Source organism: Cyanobium sp. ULC065, assembly GCF_977927515.1.
This window is the reverse complement of the sequence record NZ_OZ376393.1, coordinates 1,066,644-1,082,025: the sequence shown is the minus strand read 5'-3', so window position 1 is coordinate 1,082,025 and position 15,382 is coordinate 1,066,644. Positions and strand designations below refer to the sequence as shown.

General features: G+C 66.8%; 16 protein-coding genes and 1 pseudogene. 7 read left to right on the top strand and 10 right to left on the bottom strand.

Features of this window, described 5'->3' with window-relative positions:
* Positions 1–3 precede the first annotated feature (3 nt).
* On the bottom strand, positions 4–780 hold the full coding sequence (locus ACXMDP_RS05195; protein WP_399232613.1) for a DUF92 domain-containing protein: 777 nt from the start codon (positions 778–780) through the stop codon (positions 4–6).
* 199 nt (positions 781–979) lie between these two features.
* Here ACXMDP_RS05195 and ACXMDP_RS05190 point away from each other — a divergent pair, with 199 nt between their 5' ends.
* The gene (locus ACXMDP_RS05190; RefSeq protein ID WP_259728852.1) at positions 980–1,351 is read left to right on the top strand and encodes a hypothetical protein; all 372 of its coding nucleotides are present in this window, start codon (positions 980–982) and stop codon (positions 1,349–1,351) included.
* Positions 1,352–1,376: 25 nt separating this feature from the next.
* Here ACXMDP_RS05190 and ACXMDP_RS05185 read toward each other — a convergent pair whose 3' ends face one another.
* A complete protein-coding gene (locus tag ACXMDP_RS05185) occupies positions 1,377–2,216 on the bottom strand; it encodes an RsmE family RNA methyltransferase (protein WP_259728853.1) in 840 nt (279 codons plus the stop codon).
* A gap of 154 nt (positions 2,217–2,370) precedes the next feature.
* Positions 2,371–2,823, bottom strand: a complete 453-nt coding sequence (locus ACXMDP_RS05180; RefSeq protein WP_094510241.1) for a DUF3531 family protein — start codon at positions 2,821–2,823, stop codon at positions 2,371–2,373.
* A gap of 67 nt (positions 2,824–2,890) precedes the next feature.
* Between ACXMDP_RS05180 and ACXMDP_RS05175 the strand changes: the two genes are divergently transcribed.
* Both ACXMDP_RS05175 and hslO read left to right on the top strand, forming a co-directional pair.
* Entirely contained in the window at positions 2,891–3,538 is a 648-nt protein-coding gene (locus tag ACXMDP_RS05175) for an ABC transporter ATP-binding protein (protein ID WP_259728854.1), read from the top strand.
* A 14-nt stretch (positions 3,539–3,552) separates the two neighbouring features.
* Positions 3,553–4,467, top strand: a complete 915-nt coding sequence (gene hslO, locus ACXMDP_RS05170) for an Hsp33 family molecular chaperone HslO (RefSeq protein WP_259728855.1) — start codon at positions 3,553–3,555, stop codon at positions 4,465–4,467.
* A 188-nt stretch (positions 4,468–4,655) separates the two neighbouring features.
* Here hslO and ACXMDP_RS05165 read toward each other — a convergent pair whose 3' ends face one another.
* The 5 genes from ACXMDP_RS05165 to ACXMDP_RS05145 all read right to left on the bottom strand — a co-directional run bounded on the left by ACXMDP_RS05165 (position 4,656) and on the right by ACXMDP_RS05145 (position 8,967).
* Positions 4,656–5,369, bottom strand: a complete 714-nt coding sequence (locus ACXMDP_RS05165; RefSeq protein ID WP_259728856.1) for a CPP1-like family protein — start codon at positions 5,367–5,369, stop codon at positions 4,656–4,658.
* An 87-nt stretch (positions 5,370–5,456) separates the two neighbouring features.
* Entirely contained in the window at positions 5,457–5,681 is a 225-nt protein-coding gene (locus tag ACXMDP_RS05160) for a hypothetical protein (protein WP_094510238.1), read from the bottom strand.
* A 72-nt stretch (positions 5,682–5,753) separates the two neighbouring features.
* Positions 5,754–7,412: a peptide chain release factor 3 gene (locus tag ACXMDP_RS05155; protein ID WP_259728857.1), complete on the bottom strand. Its 1,659-nt coding sequence runs from the start codon at positions 7,410–7,412 to the stop codon at positions 5,754–5,756.
* 4 nt (positions 7,413–7,416) lie between these two features.
* The gene (locus ACXMDP_RS05150) at positions 7,417–8,232 is read right to left on the bottom strand and encodes a hypothetical protein (protein WP_259728858.1); all 816 of its coding nucleotides are present in this window, start codon (positions 8,230–8,232) and stop codon (positions 7,417–7,419) included.
* Between the two features lie 63 nt (positions 8,233–8,295).
* Positions 8,296–8,967, bottom strand: coding sequence for a class I SAM-dependent methyltransferase (locus ACXMDP_RS05145; protein ID WP_259728859.1), 672 nt, complete (start codon positions 8,965–8,967; stop codon positions 8,296–8,298).
* A 220-nt stretch (positions 8,968–9,187) separates the two neighbouring features.
* On the opposite strand from ACXMDP_RS05145, the gene nrdJ reads away from it, so the two are divergent.
* The 4 genes and pseudogenes from nrdJ to ACXMDP_RS05125 all read left to right on the top strand — a co-directional run.
* Positions 9,188–11,491, top strand: a complete 2,304-nt coding sequence (nrdJ, locus tag ACXMDP_RS05140; RefSeq protein WP_259728927.1) for a ribonucleoside-triphosphate reductase, adenosylcobalamin-dependent — start codon at positions 9,188–9,190, stop codon at positions 11,489–11,491.
* Positions 11,488–12,426 carry a 3'(2'),5'-bisphosphate nucleotidase CysQ family protein gene (locus ACXMDP_RS05135; RefSeq protein WP_259728860.1) on the top strand — a complete coding sequence of 313 codons (939 nt, stop codon included), beginning with the start codon at positions 11,488–11,490 and terminating at the stop codon, positions 12,424–12,426. The genes nrdJ and ACXMDP_RS05135 overlap by 4 nt, the downstream gene beginning before the upstream one ends.
* A gap of 41 nt (positions 12,427–12,467) precedes the next feature.
* On the top strand, positions 12,468–13,118 hold the full coding sequence (gene cysC, locus ACXMDP_RS05130) for an adenylyl-sulfate kinase (protein ID WP_094510233.1): 651 nt from the start codon (positions 12,468–12,470) through the stop codon (positions 13,116–13,118).
* A 255-nt stretch (positions 13,119–13,373) separates the two neighbouring features.
* Positions 13,374–13,989, top strand: a pseudogene (locus ACXMDP_RS05125) (sugar nucleotidyltransferase); the annotation flags it as partial.
* A 202-nt stretch (positions 13,990–14,191) separates the two neighbouring features.
* Here the strand turns inward: ACXMDP_RS05125 and ACXMDP_RS05120 are convergent.
* Both ACXMDP_RS05120 and ACXMDP_RS05115 read right to left on the bottom strand, forming a co-directional pair.
* Positions 14,192–14,599: a DDE-type integrase/transposase/recombinase gene (locus ACXMDP_RS05120; RefSeq protein ID WP_457767101.1), complete on the bottom strand. Its 408-nt coding sequence runs from the start codon at positions 14,597–14,599 to the stop codon at positions 14,192–14,194.
* Between the two features lie 510 nt (positions 14,600–15,109).
* Positions 15,110–15,370 carry a transposase gene (locus ACXMDP_RS05115; protein WP_259728862.1) on the bottom strand — a complete coding sequence of 87 codons (261 nt, stop codon included), beginning with the start codon at positions 15,368–15,370 and terminating at the stop codon, positions 15,110–15,112.
* Positions 15,371–15,382 lie beyond the last annotated feature (12 nt).

Below are 15,382 nucleotides of genomic sequence, written 5' to 3'. Positions count from 1 at the left end.
GAATCAGGCGGCCAGGCCCAGCGCCACGGCGCCCCAGGCCAGCCCCATGGCGATCAACGCCGCCAGCAGCGTCTGGATTCCGTTCACGAGCTCGTTGGTCAGCCAGGCGAGCCGCGCCTGCAGGGTGGCGCCGATCCAGCTCTCCAGCAGGGTGGCCAACACCCCCACCAGCAACACCAACAGCAGCGCGGGGGGCGATCCCAGCAACCCCAGCAACTTCAGCACCAGCACCATCACCGCGCTGCCCACCAGGCTGGCACCCGTCCCCTCCAGACTGACCGCCCCTTCCGTACCGGCGGGTACCGGCCGCAGGGAGGTGATCAACACGGTGTGACGCCCCCAGCGCTTGCCGATCTCACTGCCGCAGGTGTCGGCAAGTTTGGCGACGAAACTGGCCCCGAAACCAAGCAGCAGCAGCGGCACCGGCGCTCCGGGCACGGTGGTGAGCAGAGCCAGCACGGCCCCGGTGGCTGCGGAGCCCCACACGTTCTCCGGCCCCCGGCGTCCACCCCGCGCTTCGGCCAGCCCCTGCTGCTGCTTCTGGCGAAAGCCCAGCCGGGTCACCAGGGAGCCCAGCACCAGATAGCCCACCACCGCAAGCCAGCCGCGCCAGCCGAGCGCGCCCCACAGCAGTGTGCCGAGCACACCCGCGTGTACCCAGCCGGAGCGGGTGAGCAGGGGGAACCGCTGTGCAGCGCTGATCAACAGGCCATGCAGCGCCAGCGCCAGCAGCCAGTGCTGGAGGGTCTGGGCCGGCAGCAGCGGTGGCGCCCCCAGCAAAGCCTCCAGGCCCGTGAAGGGGGACACCGGCACAGGCACGGCAGACAGCAGCAGAACGCTCAAGGGGGCAGACCGCACAGGCCCCAGTCTCTTCAGCAGCGGCGTGGCCTGCCGCTCTCTGTTGCACTCCCCTAAGCGGCGTCGGTCCCCTGCAGGTGCCGGCGGATAATCACAGCCAACGTTCCGTCTTCGGATCACCATGCTGTTCAAGCGCAAGGGCTCGTTCTTCATCGACTTCGACAAGAACGCCACCGCTGAGCCGGTGACAGTGGCCCCTGTGACGGTGGCTCCGGCGGCTCCTGTGGCTCCATCCACCAGCGCGGATCCCGCTGCAGCCACCGCAGGGCCAGCAGCAGAGGCCGGCGTCGCTGCAGCGGGCAGCGTGCTCACCACCGCAGAAGCGATGGCTGCCGAGCTGCGGCGTGAACAGGACAACCTGCCGCCTCCTTCGCTGGTCACCTTCTCGCCCGATTGCCTCACCCCCGCCGGCGCCCTCTCCCGCCGCCGCCGGCTGGCCGGGGCCAACATCGGCCCGTTCAAGGCGATGGCCGCCAGCCTGATGAAGAGCTGAGCGTGGCAATCTGCGCCCCAGGGATTCAGCCGCCGCTCGATCTTGCTCGCCTGGATCCCGCTCGCCAGGCGCTCAGCAGGCTCAGACCTGCCACAGCCGCCGTTGAGGTGCGCAGGATCGTCGGGCCCAGGCTCACCACTTGCCAGCCCGCGTCCACCGCCACCTGCTCCTCCGCCGGCGTCCATCCCCCCTCAGGCCCGATCGCCAGGCGGGCGATGCCAACACAATGCGCACCCTGGGCTTGAGCGCCACCCAGCTCTAACCCGGTCCGCTGTACTGCTCCACCGCCCAGCTCTGCCACGCCGCGCAGCTCTGTGCCAGCAGGCAGGGCTCCCGACCCCAGCAGCTCACTCAGCAGCGGCAGGTCGGCCGCCCGGGTGGTGGCCAGCCAGCAACGCTGGCCGGGCTCTGAGCGCGCTGCAGCGCTGGACGGCGAAGCCGGATTCCGGAACCAGGCGGCGGCGGCCATGGGCTCCAGCAGCTGCGGCAGCCACAGACGCTCGCACTGCTCACAGGCCTCCCGCACGATCGCCTGCCAGCGTTCCCACCGGCCCGGCCCACCGGTTTCCGCCCCCCGCACGCCGCGCTCGGCCAGCAGCGGCTGAAGGCGGTCGACCCCCAGTTCGCAGCTCATGCGCAGCACGGTGTCGAAATCGCGGCGCGGCACTGCCACCGCCAGCTCCAGCAGGGGGGAGGGCAAGGGCTCGACCGCAAGCGGTGCCTCCAGGGGCTGCTCCAGCCGGGCGCTGCTGCGGTCGGTCAGCAGCGCGCTCCACAGCTGGCCGGCACCGTCGACCACCGCAAAGCGATCGCCGGGGCCAAAGCGGAGCACCCGCGTCAGGTAGCGGCTTTCGCCGTCTTCCAAGCGGAGGATAGGCAGAGCACCCTCGCAGCCGGGCGCTGCAGCTTGCCCGCTGGCAGCGACTTCCGCAGCCGAGGAATCTGGCGGCTGAGCCGCCGCCCGGGCGAGGCGCCCGGGCTCGATCAACAGACGACGCAGCTCCCGGGTCACACCGCGCTCAATTGACCCCGGGGGCGAACATCGCATCGGGCTGGTCTTCCACCGGCCAATCGTCGTTGAGACCGCCGATCACCAGTTCCTCAATCTCCACCACGTCGTTGTCGAGCTGCCGCAGGGCGTTGATCAGCACATCAAGGGCAACGCCATCGCTGGTGCCGAGATCCACCCAGCAGCGGGCCCAGTCCTCCTGGTATTCCAGTTCGCCCATGTTGTGCATCAACGCCGGCAGGGCCCGTTCAGCGTCGTCGCCGTCGTAGGTCATCCAGCTGAGATCCACGCCCTCCTCATGCACCTGAAGGTTCTCGGCATTGAAGCCGCCCAGCTTGCCGAGAAAGAACCAGCTCTCAAAGGTCGTATCGATGTAGCCGCGCTCCCCCTGCCCGGGCGGAGCAGCAAAACGCACCCAGATCCAGCAGTTGAAGGGATCCACATCCCGAAAGCGGACGTCCATGGGAGAAGGCAGCGTGCTTGCCCCCATCAAACACGCATCCAGCAAGCTGGGGGAAGCGAAACCCGCCATGCTCGAGCTTCGATCCCTGCACTACCACCCGGCCACCACCCCAGCCGCCCTGCTCGACGGGGTGGAGCTGCGCCTGGAGCCGGGCCGGCCCGCCCTGGTGGCCGGGCAGAGCGGCTCGGGCAAGACCACCCTGCTGGAGCTGATCTGCGGTCTGGCGGACCCCGATGGCGGCGCGATCCTGTGGGAAGGGCAGGCGTTGAACGCCAGGCAGCGGCGCGGGCTCTGCGGCCTGGTGTTTCAGTTTCCCGAGCGCCATTTCCTCGGCCTCACGGTGGGCCAGGAGCTGAAGCTGGGTCAGCGGCGGCTGCCGTCGGAACGGGTCGAACAGGTGCTCACCCGGGTGGGGCTGCAGGGGCTGTCGCTGCAGCAGCCGCCGGAGCGGCTCAGCGGCGGCCAGCAGCGGCGACTGGCGCTGGCGGTGCAGTTGCTGCGCGATCCGCGTGTGCTGCTGCTGGATGAACCCACCGCCGGCCTCGACTGGTCGGTGCGGGAAGAGGTGCTGCAACTGCTGCAACTGCTGGCGCGGGACCGGGTGCTGCTGGTGGTGACCCACGAACCGGAGCTGTTCAAGGGCTGGGTGAAGGAAGGCTGGCGGCTGCAGGGTGGGGCGCTTCAGCCCCTGCCGAGGCTCCGTACGATGCCCTGAGTTGGGGCGGGGCGATGCCCGATCGATTGGTACGGGCCACGGCCGCCGGTGGCGGCATCCGCATGGTGGCGGCCCTCACGACCGTCACCACACGCTACGCCCGTCGTCGCCACGGCCTCTCGTACCTCACCACCGCCGTGCTGGGCCGGGCGATGACCGCCGGCCTGCTGCTGGCCAGTTCGATGAAGGTGGCCCACGGACGGGTGAACCTGCGCATCCAGTCGGACGGACCGCTGCGCGGCCTGATGGTGGATGCGGGCCGGGACGGTACCGTGCGCGGCTACGTGGGGGCGCCGGGCCTGGAGCTCGATCTGGTGGAAACGCCCGAGGGCCTGCACCGCTTCGACTTCCGCAAGGCCACGGGCACCGGCTATCTGCACGTGGTGCGCGACCAGGGCAAGGGCGAGCCGTTCAGCAGCACGGTGGAGCTGGTGAGCGGCGGCATCGGTGATGACGTGGCCTCTTACCTCCTCCATTCCGAGCAGACCCCGTCGGCGGTGTTCGTCGGTGAGCAGATCGACAGCAGCGGTGTGCGTTGCGCCGGTGGGGTGCTGGTGCAGGTGCTGCCCAAGGCGGCCCGGGAACCGGCGCTGGTGGCCCTGCTGGAGGAGCGCTGCCGCGAGATTCAGGGGTTCAGCCAGCGGCTCGCCGACTGCAGCGGCGATCTGCAACGCCTGCTGGAAGACATCTTCCCGGACCTCGATCCCCAGCTCCTGGAGGATGCGGAGGCCAGCCAGAACGTCACCTTCCACTGCCCCTGCACCCGCAGGCGCAGCGTCAATGCCTTGCGGCTGCTGGGGCGTGACGAGCTCGACACGATCCTGCGCGAAGACGGCCGCGCCGAGCTCACCTGCCATTTCTGCAACGAGGTGTACGGCGTGGAGGCGCCCGAGCTGCGGGAACTGATCGAGGAGCTGGCGGCTGTCTGAAGGCCACAGGCGCCTGAGCCGGAAGCGGACTGCAGCCTCACAGCCCTCAACTGGGCGTGCGGAGGCAAAGTCTGCACCCGGCAGGCATGGAAGCCTGCACGGGCTGTGAGCGTGCCGTGCCCTAGGGGCATCACTGGCGTGACCCCACCAGACTCAACCAGGGGGGCGACACAAACCTTCGGCAGCCGTCAGGCCAGCAGCAGGGCACCCAGCAACAGCAGGATCAGTGCCGGCAGGCTCTGAAGCTGTTCGCCCGCCAGCGGCAGCCCGAGCGGCAGGGCCGGATCAACGAGCTGGGCGAGCACGCCGCCCATCAGCAGGCCGAGGCCCAGCAGAGCGAAGCTCCAGCCCACCGCCGCCAGAAACCGGCCGTTGCGCCGCTGCAGGTTCACCACCGTGAGCAGGGTGGAGAGGGCGAGCAGCACGGTGTCGGAGGACGGGGGGGACACCAGGAGCAGCAGCAGGATCGCCCCCTGCCCGGCCAGGGGCACCCAGCGCTCACGGCCCTCGGCCAGGGCCAGGCGGGGCATCGAGAACTTCGGCCGCGTGAGTTTGCCGCCAGAGAGCTGGGGCAAGGAAGGCATGGCCGGCAGGGCAGGCCTGGAGGGGGCCCGGGCGATCACGGCCGGCTTCACCTCTTCCCGCTTCGAGGCACTGAGGGCGGCGCTGCTGACCCGCCCCTGTTGCCGCTCCCGCAGCCGTTCCATCAGTACGGCGTCGTAGGCGGCTTCCACACGGGCGCGGGCCTGGGGGTCGTCTCCTACCGCATCAAGGCAATGCTGACGCGCTCCCTGAACTTCGTCGAAGCTGGCATCAGAAGCGATGCCGAGCCGTTCGTAGGGGCTGGAACCATCGCTGGGGCCGCCGGTCGCGCCGGGGGGCAGGGCAGAACCGTTGGTCATGGCCTCCGGTGCGGTGAGCAGGATCGTGGTACGAGCGTATCGAGGCGCGCCCCATCCGGAGGCCTCCGCTGCCACCGAACCAGTGGTTCAGAACAAAGGTTCGCTGGAGTGGAAACCGCCTTCCTGCTGAAGATGCCGGCGGCAGGCTTCTGCCTCTTTGAGCGGCAACCACTGGCGCCGCTTCAGTAAAGGCATCTGGGGCGGGAGGTGGCTGCCTTCGCGCACCTCGACGGCTTCCTGGCTGGGGAGGAAGCGCACGTAATCGGAGCCTCCGTCGTGGCGGGGGCGAACCAGCCAGAAGGGCTCGGCCATGGCTGTGATCTTTCGTTGCAAAGATTCTGGCGGGCCGGGAGCAGCGCCGTGGGCACCCGCATCAGCAAATGCTCAGAGGGCGATCGGCTCCACGCCGCTCACCACCGGCGCCACGGCGCTGAGCTCGAAGGCGGGGTGGTCTTCCCGCAGCTGGTTGAGATTCCACTCGTTCTTGAACAGCAGCACCGGCCGGTCCCAGGCGTCGCGCACGGTCTTGCAATTGAAGATGCGCCCCACCGCCTCCAGCGCCGCCCAGCCGCCCACCACCCAGCGGGCCACGCTGAAGCCGAGGGGCTCGAGGCGCGTTTCGACTCCGTATTCGTTCTGAAGCCGGTATTGCACCACCTCCATCTGCAGCTGGCCCACGGCCGCCAGGATCGGGTCGCGCTTGCTGGCATCAGTGTCATACAGGATCTGCACGGCTCCCTCCTCCCGCAGCTCGTTCACCCCCTTGCGGAAGCTCTTGAACGCCGATGGGTTGGGGTTGCGCAGCCAGGCGAACAGTTCAGGGCTGAAGCAGGGGATACCTTCGTATTCCACCTTGCTGCCGGCATAGAGGGTGTCGCCGATGGCGAACATGCCGGGATTGTTCAGGCCGATCACATCACCGGGATAGGCGTCCTCCACCACCTCACGGTCCTGCCCGAACAGCTTCTGGGGGCGAGAGAGGCGAATGGTGCGGCCGCTGCGGGCATGCCGCACGCTCATGTCCTTCTCGAAGTGTCCGCTGCAGACCCGCACGAAGGCAATGCGGTCGCGGTGGCGTGGATCCATGTTGGCCTGCAGCTTGAACACGAAGCCGCTGAACTCCGGCCGTAGCGGATCCACCGGGCCGTCGCTGCTTAGCCGCGCCACCGGCCGCTGAGCCAGTTCCAGGAACGCATCCAGGAAGGGACGCACGCCGAAGTTGGTCATCGCCGAACCGAAGAACACCGGGCTCAGTTCACCGGCATGCACCAGCTCCAGATCGAGCTCGGCGCCGGCACCATCGAGCAGCTCCAGTTCCTCCAGCGCCGCCGCCAGCAGTTCCGGTTCCACCAGCCGAGCCAGCTCGGGGCTGCCGGCCGCCAGGCGCTTCTCCGCCGACTGGCGGCCCCGCTCCGCCCGCTCGAACAGGATCACGTCCTTGCTGCGGCGATCGATCACGCCACGGAAACGATCACCGCTGCCGATCGGCCAGTTCACCGGCCAGCAGGTGAGGCCCAGCTCACTTTCAATCTCATCGATCAGCTCGAGCGGCTCGCGGCCCGGCCGGTCCATCTTGTTGATGAAGGTGAAGATCGGCACCTTGCGCAGCCGGCAGACCTCGAACAACTTGCGGGTCTGTGGTTCGAGGCCCTTGGCGGCGTCTTCCAGCATCACTGCGTTGTCGGCAGCGGCGAGGGTGCGGTAGGTGTCTTCCGAGAAATCCTGGTGGCCTGGCGTGTCGAGCAGGTTCACCGTGCTGCCGGCGTAGTCGAACTGCAGCACGGTGGAGGTGATCGAGATGCCGCGTTGTTTCTCGATCTCCATCCAGTCGGAGGTGACCTTGCGCTGCTCTCCCTTGGCCTTCACCGCACCGGCCTGCTGAATCGCCCCCCCGTAGAGCAGCAGCTTCTCGGTGAGGGTGGTCTTGCCCGCGTCCGGGTGGGAAATGATCGCGAAGTTGCGCCGCTTCGCCACCGCTTCAGCCAGGGCAACCCCGGCCAGGTCGTCGCTGGGGGAAACGGGTGGGGGGGAGGCGCTGGTCATGGTCTCAGCCTGCCAGGCCGAGGCGGCTGTCCGGCCGGCAGAGGCTGCGCAGCAGGTGGGCGCCGAGGGCCAGATCCCGCTGATGACTGAAGGCCTCCAGCTCCAGCTGGCGCACCAGGGGGGGGATGCGGGCGTAGAGAGGCTGTGCGAGCAGTTCCCGCGCTTCCGGCGACAGGCGTACCGGCAGGCCCAGGGGGGTGGGCGGCCGCCTGAGGCCGCCGGCTCGGCAGCTCTGGGCCACATGGATGGCCTCGTGGTTGAGCACAGCGGCGAAATCAAGGGTGCCGCGGTCGGGCACATCCGGCCGGATCCGGATCACCGCCTCACGGGGCACCCATTCGCCGGCCGCCGCCGCCACCCGCGGGGTGGTCAGCTCCACCCGCACCCCCAGGCCCCACAGCTGGGCGAGCAGGGAAGTGATGGCGGTCCGCTCGGCGGTATAGCGGGGCGGATTGCGCAGCAGGTCGTGGATCTGGGCCATGGTGAGATCTCTTTCACCACGGCGCTGCCGGTACACGTAGCGGAGTCGGCCATCGGGCAACCGTTGCGGGCGGGGCAACCAGGCCTGATCACCGGCATCGAGCCGGACGAACAGCAGCGCTTCCCAGGTGGGCTGGATCGGACCGATGCTGGCCGGAGGCGCCTGCAACCAGGCGGGGGGGCGCAGAGCCTGTGCCACCACCGGCGCGCTCGCCAGTGGCACAAGGCCCATGGCTGCTGCCGCGATGGCAAGAACAGCCGCGGTGGCGGCGCCGGTGGCTGGGGCCAGCGCCAGGGCAGGCCCCCAGGGCCGGCGCCAACGGCGGGCGTGGGGCAGCACGGAGAGAAGTGCAGCAACGACGGAGCCCCTTTGGTTTAGCGGCAGCCGGTGGCTCCCCGCCGTTCAGGCCAATCGTCCCCAGACCTCCAGGTAGCGGTCGTCGAGCTCCCGCACCGCCAACCCCTCGATCCCCGCCTGCTGGAGCTGCGCCTCCACCTCCACGCGGCGAAAGGCCGCCCGCAGCGACTGGGCGTAATCACGCCGCAGCACGGGCGGAGCACCTGCGGCATGGCGCTGCACCAACTCTTCCAGGGCCGCTGGATCCGACGGACGGCGCAGATCCTTGATGCAGATGGCCGCTCCGGGGGCCGCCAGCCGGCGCACCGCCTGCCACAGCACCAGCGGATCGTGCAGATGGTGCAGAAGGCTGTTGCTGACCACCGCCGTCCAGCGGCCCTCCTGCGGCAGGGCACCCCCCGGCGTCAGCAACAGGTACTGAAAGCTCAGCCCTGGCAAGCGATCCGGGGTGGCCTGCAGGCGCGCGGCGGCGATCGCCAGCATGGCGGGGGCGCCATCGAGGCCCAGCACCCGGGCCGTGGGATAACGCTCCGCCAGCAGGAAGCTGATGTTGCCGGGTCCGCAACCCAGATCGATGATCCGCGGCCCCAGCTGTGGCCCGAACAGGTCCTCGGTGCGCTTGAGCAGGGCGCGGTCACCGGCAGCGAAGTCGGCGTCGGCATAGGCGCGCGCCTGCTCGGCGTCGTCCATCAGCTCGGGCTCGCAGATCCGCTCCATGGCCACCACCGCAGCGCCGCCAGCCTGGCGCAGCCCCGGCGGGGCGGCAGCCGGCGCTGGTGGGGCGGTCAGCCCCTGGCGAGCCGTACAGACACTGCCGCTGGTGCAGGATGAACCTTGCGCACCCCACAGGTGGGGTTAAGGTTTCTCCACGCGCCACGCTGCCCCTGTTTCCGTGACCCTCTCCGCCACGCCTGCCACCGCAGCCGAGCTCACCCGGCTGGCTGGCCTGCCAGAAGCCGCCGCTGCGGATTTCCCCGTCACGGCGCCGGCGGCGAACCCGGTCTTCTACCGCACCTACAGCCGCAAGACTCCGAACGGGCGCGAAAGCTGGCAGGAGGTGAGCGAGCGCAACCTCGAAGGGCTGCGCAGGCTCGGCAACCTCAACGCCGAGGAAGTGGCCCTGTTGCGCCGGATGCATAAACGGCAGCAGGCGCTGCCCTCAGGGCGTTGGCTGTGGATCGGTGGCACCGACTGGATCGAGCAGCCCCAGAACTTCTCCGGCGCCTACAACTGCACCTCCACCAACCTGATCGACTGGGAAGCCTTCGGTCTGATGATGGACCTGGCGATGATGGGCTGCGGCACGGGCGCCATCATCGAGCCTCGGCTGATCGATCGCTTGCCTGCGGTGCGCAACCGCCTGCGGATCACCTCCGTCACCGACATCGGCGCCACTCCCGCCGGCCAGCGCCAGGAGCACACCACCCACACGATTACGGGCCACGACGTGGCGATCAAGGTGGGCGACACCCGGCGCGGCTGGGTGGACAGCTACCAGCTCCTGCTGGAGCTCAGCAGCGATTCCCGCTTCGACGGTGAGGTGACGGTCAGCGTTGACCTCTCCGATGTGCGTCCTGTGGGCGAAACGCTCAAGGGGTTCGGCGGCATGGCCAACCCGGTGAAGCTCAAAGACCTCTACGGGCGCGTCGCCGAGATCCTCAACAAGGCCCATGGCCGCCAGCTCAGCTCAGTGGAATGCTGCCTGCTGATCGATGAGGCGGCCGTCACGATCGTGGCCGGCAACATCCGCCGCAGTGCGGGCATGCGGCAATTCTGCGCAGACGACGCCTCCGCGGCCGGCGCCAAGGAGAACCTCTGGCAGCAGGACGCGGACGGCAACTGGCGCATCGACCCCGAGCGCGATGCGCTGCGCATGGCCAACCACACACGCGTGTTCCATACCCGCCCCAGCCGCGAGGTGGTGCGGGAGGCGGTGCTCAAGCAGTTTCAGAGCGGCGAAGGCGCCATCCAGTTCGCCCCCGAGGCGATCGCCCGCTCGAATGCCGACCTGCTTTCCACCCCTGAACTGCGCAGCGAGTTCATCACCATCTACTGCGATCAGGGCCGTGAGGAAGCGGGCCGCTGGCTGCAGCTGAACCATCCGCAGATCACGGACGCCGAACTTGAGCACCGCCTCAGCCGCTACGGCCTCAACCCCTGCGGCGAGATCCTCGGCGCCGATTTCCACTGCAACCTGGCGGAGATTCACCTCAACCAGATCGACCCCGCCGACCACGAGGGCCAGGCGGATGCCTTCCGCGCCGCCGGTCTGGCGGTGGCCTGCCTGCTGAACCACCGCTTTGAGGTGGAGCGTTACCGCCAGAGCCGTGCCTGGGATCCGATCGTGGGTGTGAGCTTCACGGGCCTGTTCGATTTCTTCGTGCATGCTTTCGGCACCCCCTGGCTCAATTGGTGGGAGGAGGGCCGTCCGGACAGCGAGGCCGGGCTGGCGTTCAAGCAACAGGAAGCCGCCTACCTATCGCGCTGGAAGACGGCGGTGAACGAGGCCGTGTGGGACTACTGCGACCGCCATGGTCTGCGCCGCCCGAACCGCTGCACCACGGTGCAGCCCGCCGGCACCAAGAGCCTGCTCACCGGCGCCAGCCCCGGCTGGCATCCGCCCAAGGCCCAGCGCTTCATCCGCCGCATCACCTTCCGCAAGAACGATCCGGTGGCACTCGCCTGCATGGATTACGGCTACACGATCGTGCCGAGCCAAAGCGACAAGGATGAACACGGCCGCCTGCTGGATGATCCGTTTGATCCCCGCTGCACCGAGTGGCTGGTGGAAATCCCCACCGAAGTGAGCTGGGCCAACCTGCCCGGCGCCGACGCCGTGGAGATCAACAGCTTCTCGGCGCTGGCCCAGTTTGACTTCTACATGCAGGTCCAACAGCACTACACCGCCCACAACACCTCAGCCACGGTCGAGTTCCGCGAAAACGAAATCGAATCTCTCGCTGAAGCCATTCACGCAGCGATCGATCAAGGCAAGGGATACATCTCGGCGGCGCTTCTGGCCCGCTTCGATGCCAACGCCACCTTCCCCCGCCTGCCGTTCGAGCCGATCGACCAGACCACTTACCAGCGCCTACAGGAGGAGGTGGCGGCGCGGCGCCGCGAGTTCGATTTCTTCGCCTCCCTGCAGCGCTACGACAACGGCGAACTGGTGGAGGCGGGTCCAGCCGGCTGCGACTCCGACAAATGCCTGCTGCCGCTGGCCAAGCCCCAGAAACCATGAAAGAGCTCTACTTCGCAGACAGCACGCTCGCCGGCCAAAAAGTCGCCACGGTTCTCGCTACCGTTCGGCGGCTGTGCTGGGAGGCGGCGGCCATCCTGCGGGCTTATGCCCGCGGCGACACCCCTCCGTTCGGCTATCCGCCGATCCTCTCGGTGGATGAGGATCCCAAAGGGCCAGTCACGGCAGCCGATCTTGCCGTCAACGAGCATCTGATCAAGGGGCTGCAGAGCGACTTCCCAGCAGCCTCCTGGGCCATCCTCAGCGAGGAGACCACGGGTCAGTGGCCCGCCGATCAGGCCATCGCCAACGACTGGCTCTGGATCCTCGACCCCCTCGATGGCACCAAGGACTTCCTTCAGGGCACCGGCGAATACGCCGTGCATCTGGCCCTGGTGCACCAGCAGCGGCCTGCCCTCGGGGTGGTTCTGCTGCCAGAGCTCGATGAGCTCTGGTTCGGGTGGCTCGACCCCGACGGGATCGAGCCACCCGTCGCCTGGAAGGAAGCGCCGGACGGGGAACGTCATGCCCCTTCCCTGAGCGGGCGCACAGCACTGTCGAGCCTGATTCCGGTCACCAGCCGCAGCCACCGCGACGACCGGCTGGAACAGCTGATGACCTCACTGCCGATCGCCAGCGGCATCGCGCGCGGGAGTGTGGGGGGGAAGGTGGCGTCGATCCTGCGCGGCGAAACCGACCTCTACATCTCCCTGTCCGGAAAGACAGCTCCGAAGGACTGGGACATGGCTGCTCCCGAAGCGGTGCTGCTGGCAGCAGGTGGCGCCTTCACTCACGCCGATGGGCGGCCTTTGCTGTACAACACTGGGGACTTCCGCCAGGCCGGTTGCCTGATTGCCAGCCACGGACCCGCCCACCAGGTTCTCTGCGATGCCGCGGCAGCAGCCATGGCCCGCATTGATCCGGCGGCAGCGCTCTGAACTGGCGGTGCTCTCCACTCCTGTACCCTGCAGATCCTTCCATGCCTGTGAATGCAAGCGGTGAAGCCAGCAACGTGATCAAATCCAGCAACATCGTCTGGCATCAGGCCTCGGTGGATCGCAGCAGCCAGGCGGAGAGGCAAGGTCACAACAGTGCCATCCTCTGGTTCACCGGGCTCTCGGGCAGCGGCAAGAGCACCCTTGCCAATGCGGTGAATGCGGAGCTGTTCACCCGCGGGCTCAGCAGTTACGTGCTGGACGGCGACAACATCCGCCACGGCCTCTGCAAAGACCTGGGGTTCTCGGATCACGACCGGGAGGAGAACATCCGGCGGATCGGAGAAGTAGCAAAGCTGTTCCTCGACGCGGGCGTGATTGTGCTTACGGCGTTCGTCTCCCCCTTCCGCGCCGATCGCGACAAAGCCCGGGGGCTTGTCGGTGAGGGAGATTTCATAGAGATTCACTGTGCCGCCGACCTGCAGGCCTGCGAAAATCGGGACCCGAAGGGGCTTTATGCCAAAGCACGTGCCGGTGAAATCAAAGAGTTCACGGGAATATCCAGCCCCTATGAGGCTCCGGCTGCCCCGGAACTGCGCGTGGAAACCGGAACATTAAATGTGGACCAGTGCGTAGATCTGGTGATGCGCGAGCTGGAATCCCGAGAGATCCTGTCATCACCAGCTGGCAGTTGACACCACAAGCTTGACTCTGATCCTTATCGCTCTGCACGCTGCTGGGGTCATTGACACTCTGTAGCAAGCACAGCTTGTGCAGCCAATAAAGATCACGCCGCAGCCCCCATGGCGACTCCCACGAAATAATCATGCGTTGATTTCCAGCGACGCAACACACATAAAGCATGCTTTAATACAACAATGACACTGTAGAACACAAGCAAAGCTCAATCAACGCATCAACAAGCTCCACCTCATCCAAACAGAAAAGGAATCATTCTTGCCGGTGGAAGTGGAGCTCGCTTGGCGCCGCTGACCACAGCCATCAGCAACCAACTGATGCCTGTTTATGGCAAACCCATGATCTACTACCCACTCAGCACCTTACTACTGGAAGGAATCACTGAAATCCTTATCATCACCACCCCCAACGACCAGGAAGCTTTTCGAAGGCTGCTGGACAAGTAAAAACAATGGGGAATCACGATTGAATACGCCATTCAACCCAGCCCTGGTGGGTTAGCGCAGGCTTTTTTATCGGCGAGCAATTTCTGGGCAACTCTCATGCCGCGTTGGTGCTCGGGGACGACCTCTTCCACGGACACGACCTAGTGCCACAACTGTTGTGCGCAGGGGTCGGAGAACCTGAAGCCACCGTGTTTGCCTATCCAGTTAGCGACCCTGAACGCTATGGGGTTGTGGAGTTTGAAGCCAACGGAAAGTGCGCTCCATTGAAGAGAAGCCGGCCAAACCAAAGTCACGCTACGCGCTGACGGGGCTCTATTCATTTGACAACACTGTGGTTGAACGAGCCAAGAGTCTGCACCCCTCCTCACGTGGCGAACTGGAAATCACAGATCTAAATCTGCTCTACCTCAACGACGGCATGTCATTGCAGCCAACCAAAGGAAACCCCAAGGATGGTCACTCATCAATGTGAACTCATTCGCGATCGAAGGCCCACTGCTGTTCACTCCAAAGCTGATCAGTGACGAGAGGTTTTTTCTCCAAAAGCTGGAAGATCAAGAGTTTTGCCATCTGCCTGGGCATGGACATGGACCCCAACGTGACCCCCTTTATCGGTCCAGGCCTTATGAGAGTGGATGGTTGTGGTCATGCGGCAGCTCCCTGTTGAGCTGCCTCCAGGGGCGTACGCCCCTGGAGGGCCGAGTGTGGCCTGTAGACGAAGTCGAGCAGAGCTCATACGACTCCGCAAACCCGTTCTCCCACGGGGATCCTGGCTCGATGGTGGCCGTGGTTGTTCCGCTGGTCTCGCACCAGCCACGTAAGGCCTGGGAGATGAATTCCGGGCTGTTGTCTGACCGGATGAACGCTGGTGCCTGGTAGAGGCCGGTGAGCTCCTTCAGCACCGCCACTACGTCCTTGGCCTTGCAGCGCCTGCGTACCCGGATGGCCAGGCAGAGGCGGCTGTGCTCGTCGATCACGTTCAGGAATTTGAGCCGACGGCCATCGGCGGTGGCGTCGAACTGGAAGTCCATGGCCCATACCTGGTGGGGATGTTCCGCCCGGTAACGCCTCACCGAGCCGTCGGCGGGCCGTGCCCGCTTCCGTGTCCTGGGAATGGGCACGCTGTAGGCCTTCCTCCCACCAGAACCGTTGCACCCGCTTCTGGTTCACCGCCCAGCCCTCCCGCCGCAGGAGGCGGTAGGTCATGCGGCGGCCCCAGCGAATGTGGTCAGCCGCGATCTGCCGCAAGCGATGCCGCAGCTTGACCTCCTCCAGTTCGATCACCTTGCCCCCATGGCGATGGGTGCTGCGGTGCTGGCCCACCACACGGCAGGCCAGCCGCTCCGAAACCCGGAAGCGTGCGCGCAAGACCTCAACAGCCCAGCGCCGACGTTCCGGGCTCAGAAGTTTCCCGTCGCACCGCAAGGTCCTACTGCTTCTCTTCGAGAAGGCTTCGCCTACGCAGAAGCCAAGGGCTAGAGCCTCGCCTTCTCCAGCTACGCCTCCGCCAGAAGCATCCACTCCTTCGGAGAAGCCTTCGGCTAGAGCCGGGCGTTCTCCTTCTCCAGCTGAGTCAGCCGTCTGGCTTCCTCGGCCTGCATCCCCCGTACTGCTTGCTGTCTCCAGCGGTGGTACGTCGGCTGCGTCACCTCGATGACGCGGCAGACCTCCGCGACGGTCTTGCCCTGGGCGATCAGTTGCTCCGCCGTTTTGAGCTTGCGGATGATCTGCTCGGCTGTGTGCCTGGTGCGTTTCATGGTCGAATCCCCGGCCCAGTCTGGCCGGCTGAGGATCTCATTCACCCTGGACCGGTT

Bases quoted from the DNA above. Each gene is read 5' to 3' on its own strand.
- ACXMDP_RS05190 (WP_259728852.1), top strand. From the start codon at position 980: ATGCTGTTCAAGCGCAAGGGCTCGTTCTTCATCGACTTCGACAAGAAC.
- ACXMDP_RS05180 (WP_094510241.1), bottom strand. From the start codon at position 2,823: ATGGACGTCCGCTTTCGGGATGTGGATCCCTTCAACTGCTGGATCTGG.
- ACXMDP_RS05175 (WP_259728854.1), top strand. From the start codon at position 2,891: ATGCTCGAGCTTCGATCCCTGCACTACCACCCGGCCACCACCCCAGCC.
- hslO (WP_259728855.1), top strand. From the start codon at position 3,553: ATGCCCGATCGATTGGTACGGGCCACGGCCGCCGGTGGCGGCATCCGC.
- ACXMDP_RS05165 (WP_259728856.1), bottom strand. From the start codon at position 5,369: ATGACCAACGGTTCTGCCCTGCCCCCCGGCGCGACCGGCGGCCCCAGC.
- ACXMDP_RS05160 (WP_094510238.1), bottom strand. From the start codon at position 5,681: ATGGCCGAGCCCTTCTGGCTGGTTCGCCCCCGCCACGACGGAGGCTCC.
- ACXMDP_RS05155 (WP_259728857.1), bottom strand. From the start codon at position 7,412: ATGACCAGCGCCTCCCCCCCACCCGTTTCCCCCAGCGACGACCTGGCC.
- ACXMDP_RS05145 (WP_259728859.1), bottom strand. From the start codon at position 8,967: ATGGAGCGGATCTGCGAGCCCGAGCTGATGGACGACGCCGAGCAGGCG.
- ACXMDP_RS05135 (WP_259728860.1), top strand. From the start codon at position 11,488: ATGAAAGAGCTCTACTTCGCAGACAGCACGCTCGCCGGCCAAAAAGTC.
- cysC (WP_094510233.1), top strand. From the start codon at position 12,468: ATGCCTGTGAATGCAAGCGGTGAAGCCAGCAACGTGATCAAATCCAGC.
- ACXMDP_RS05120 (WP_457767101.1), bottom strand. From the start codon at position 14,599: ATGGACTTCCAGTTCGACGCCACCGCCGATGGCCGTCGGCTCAAATTC.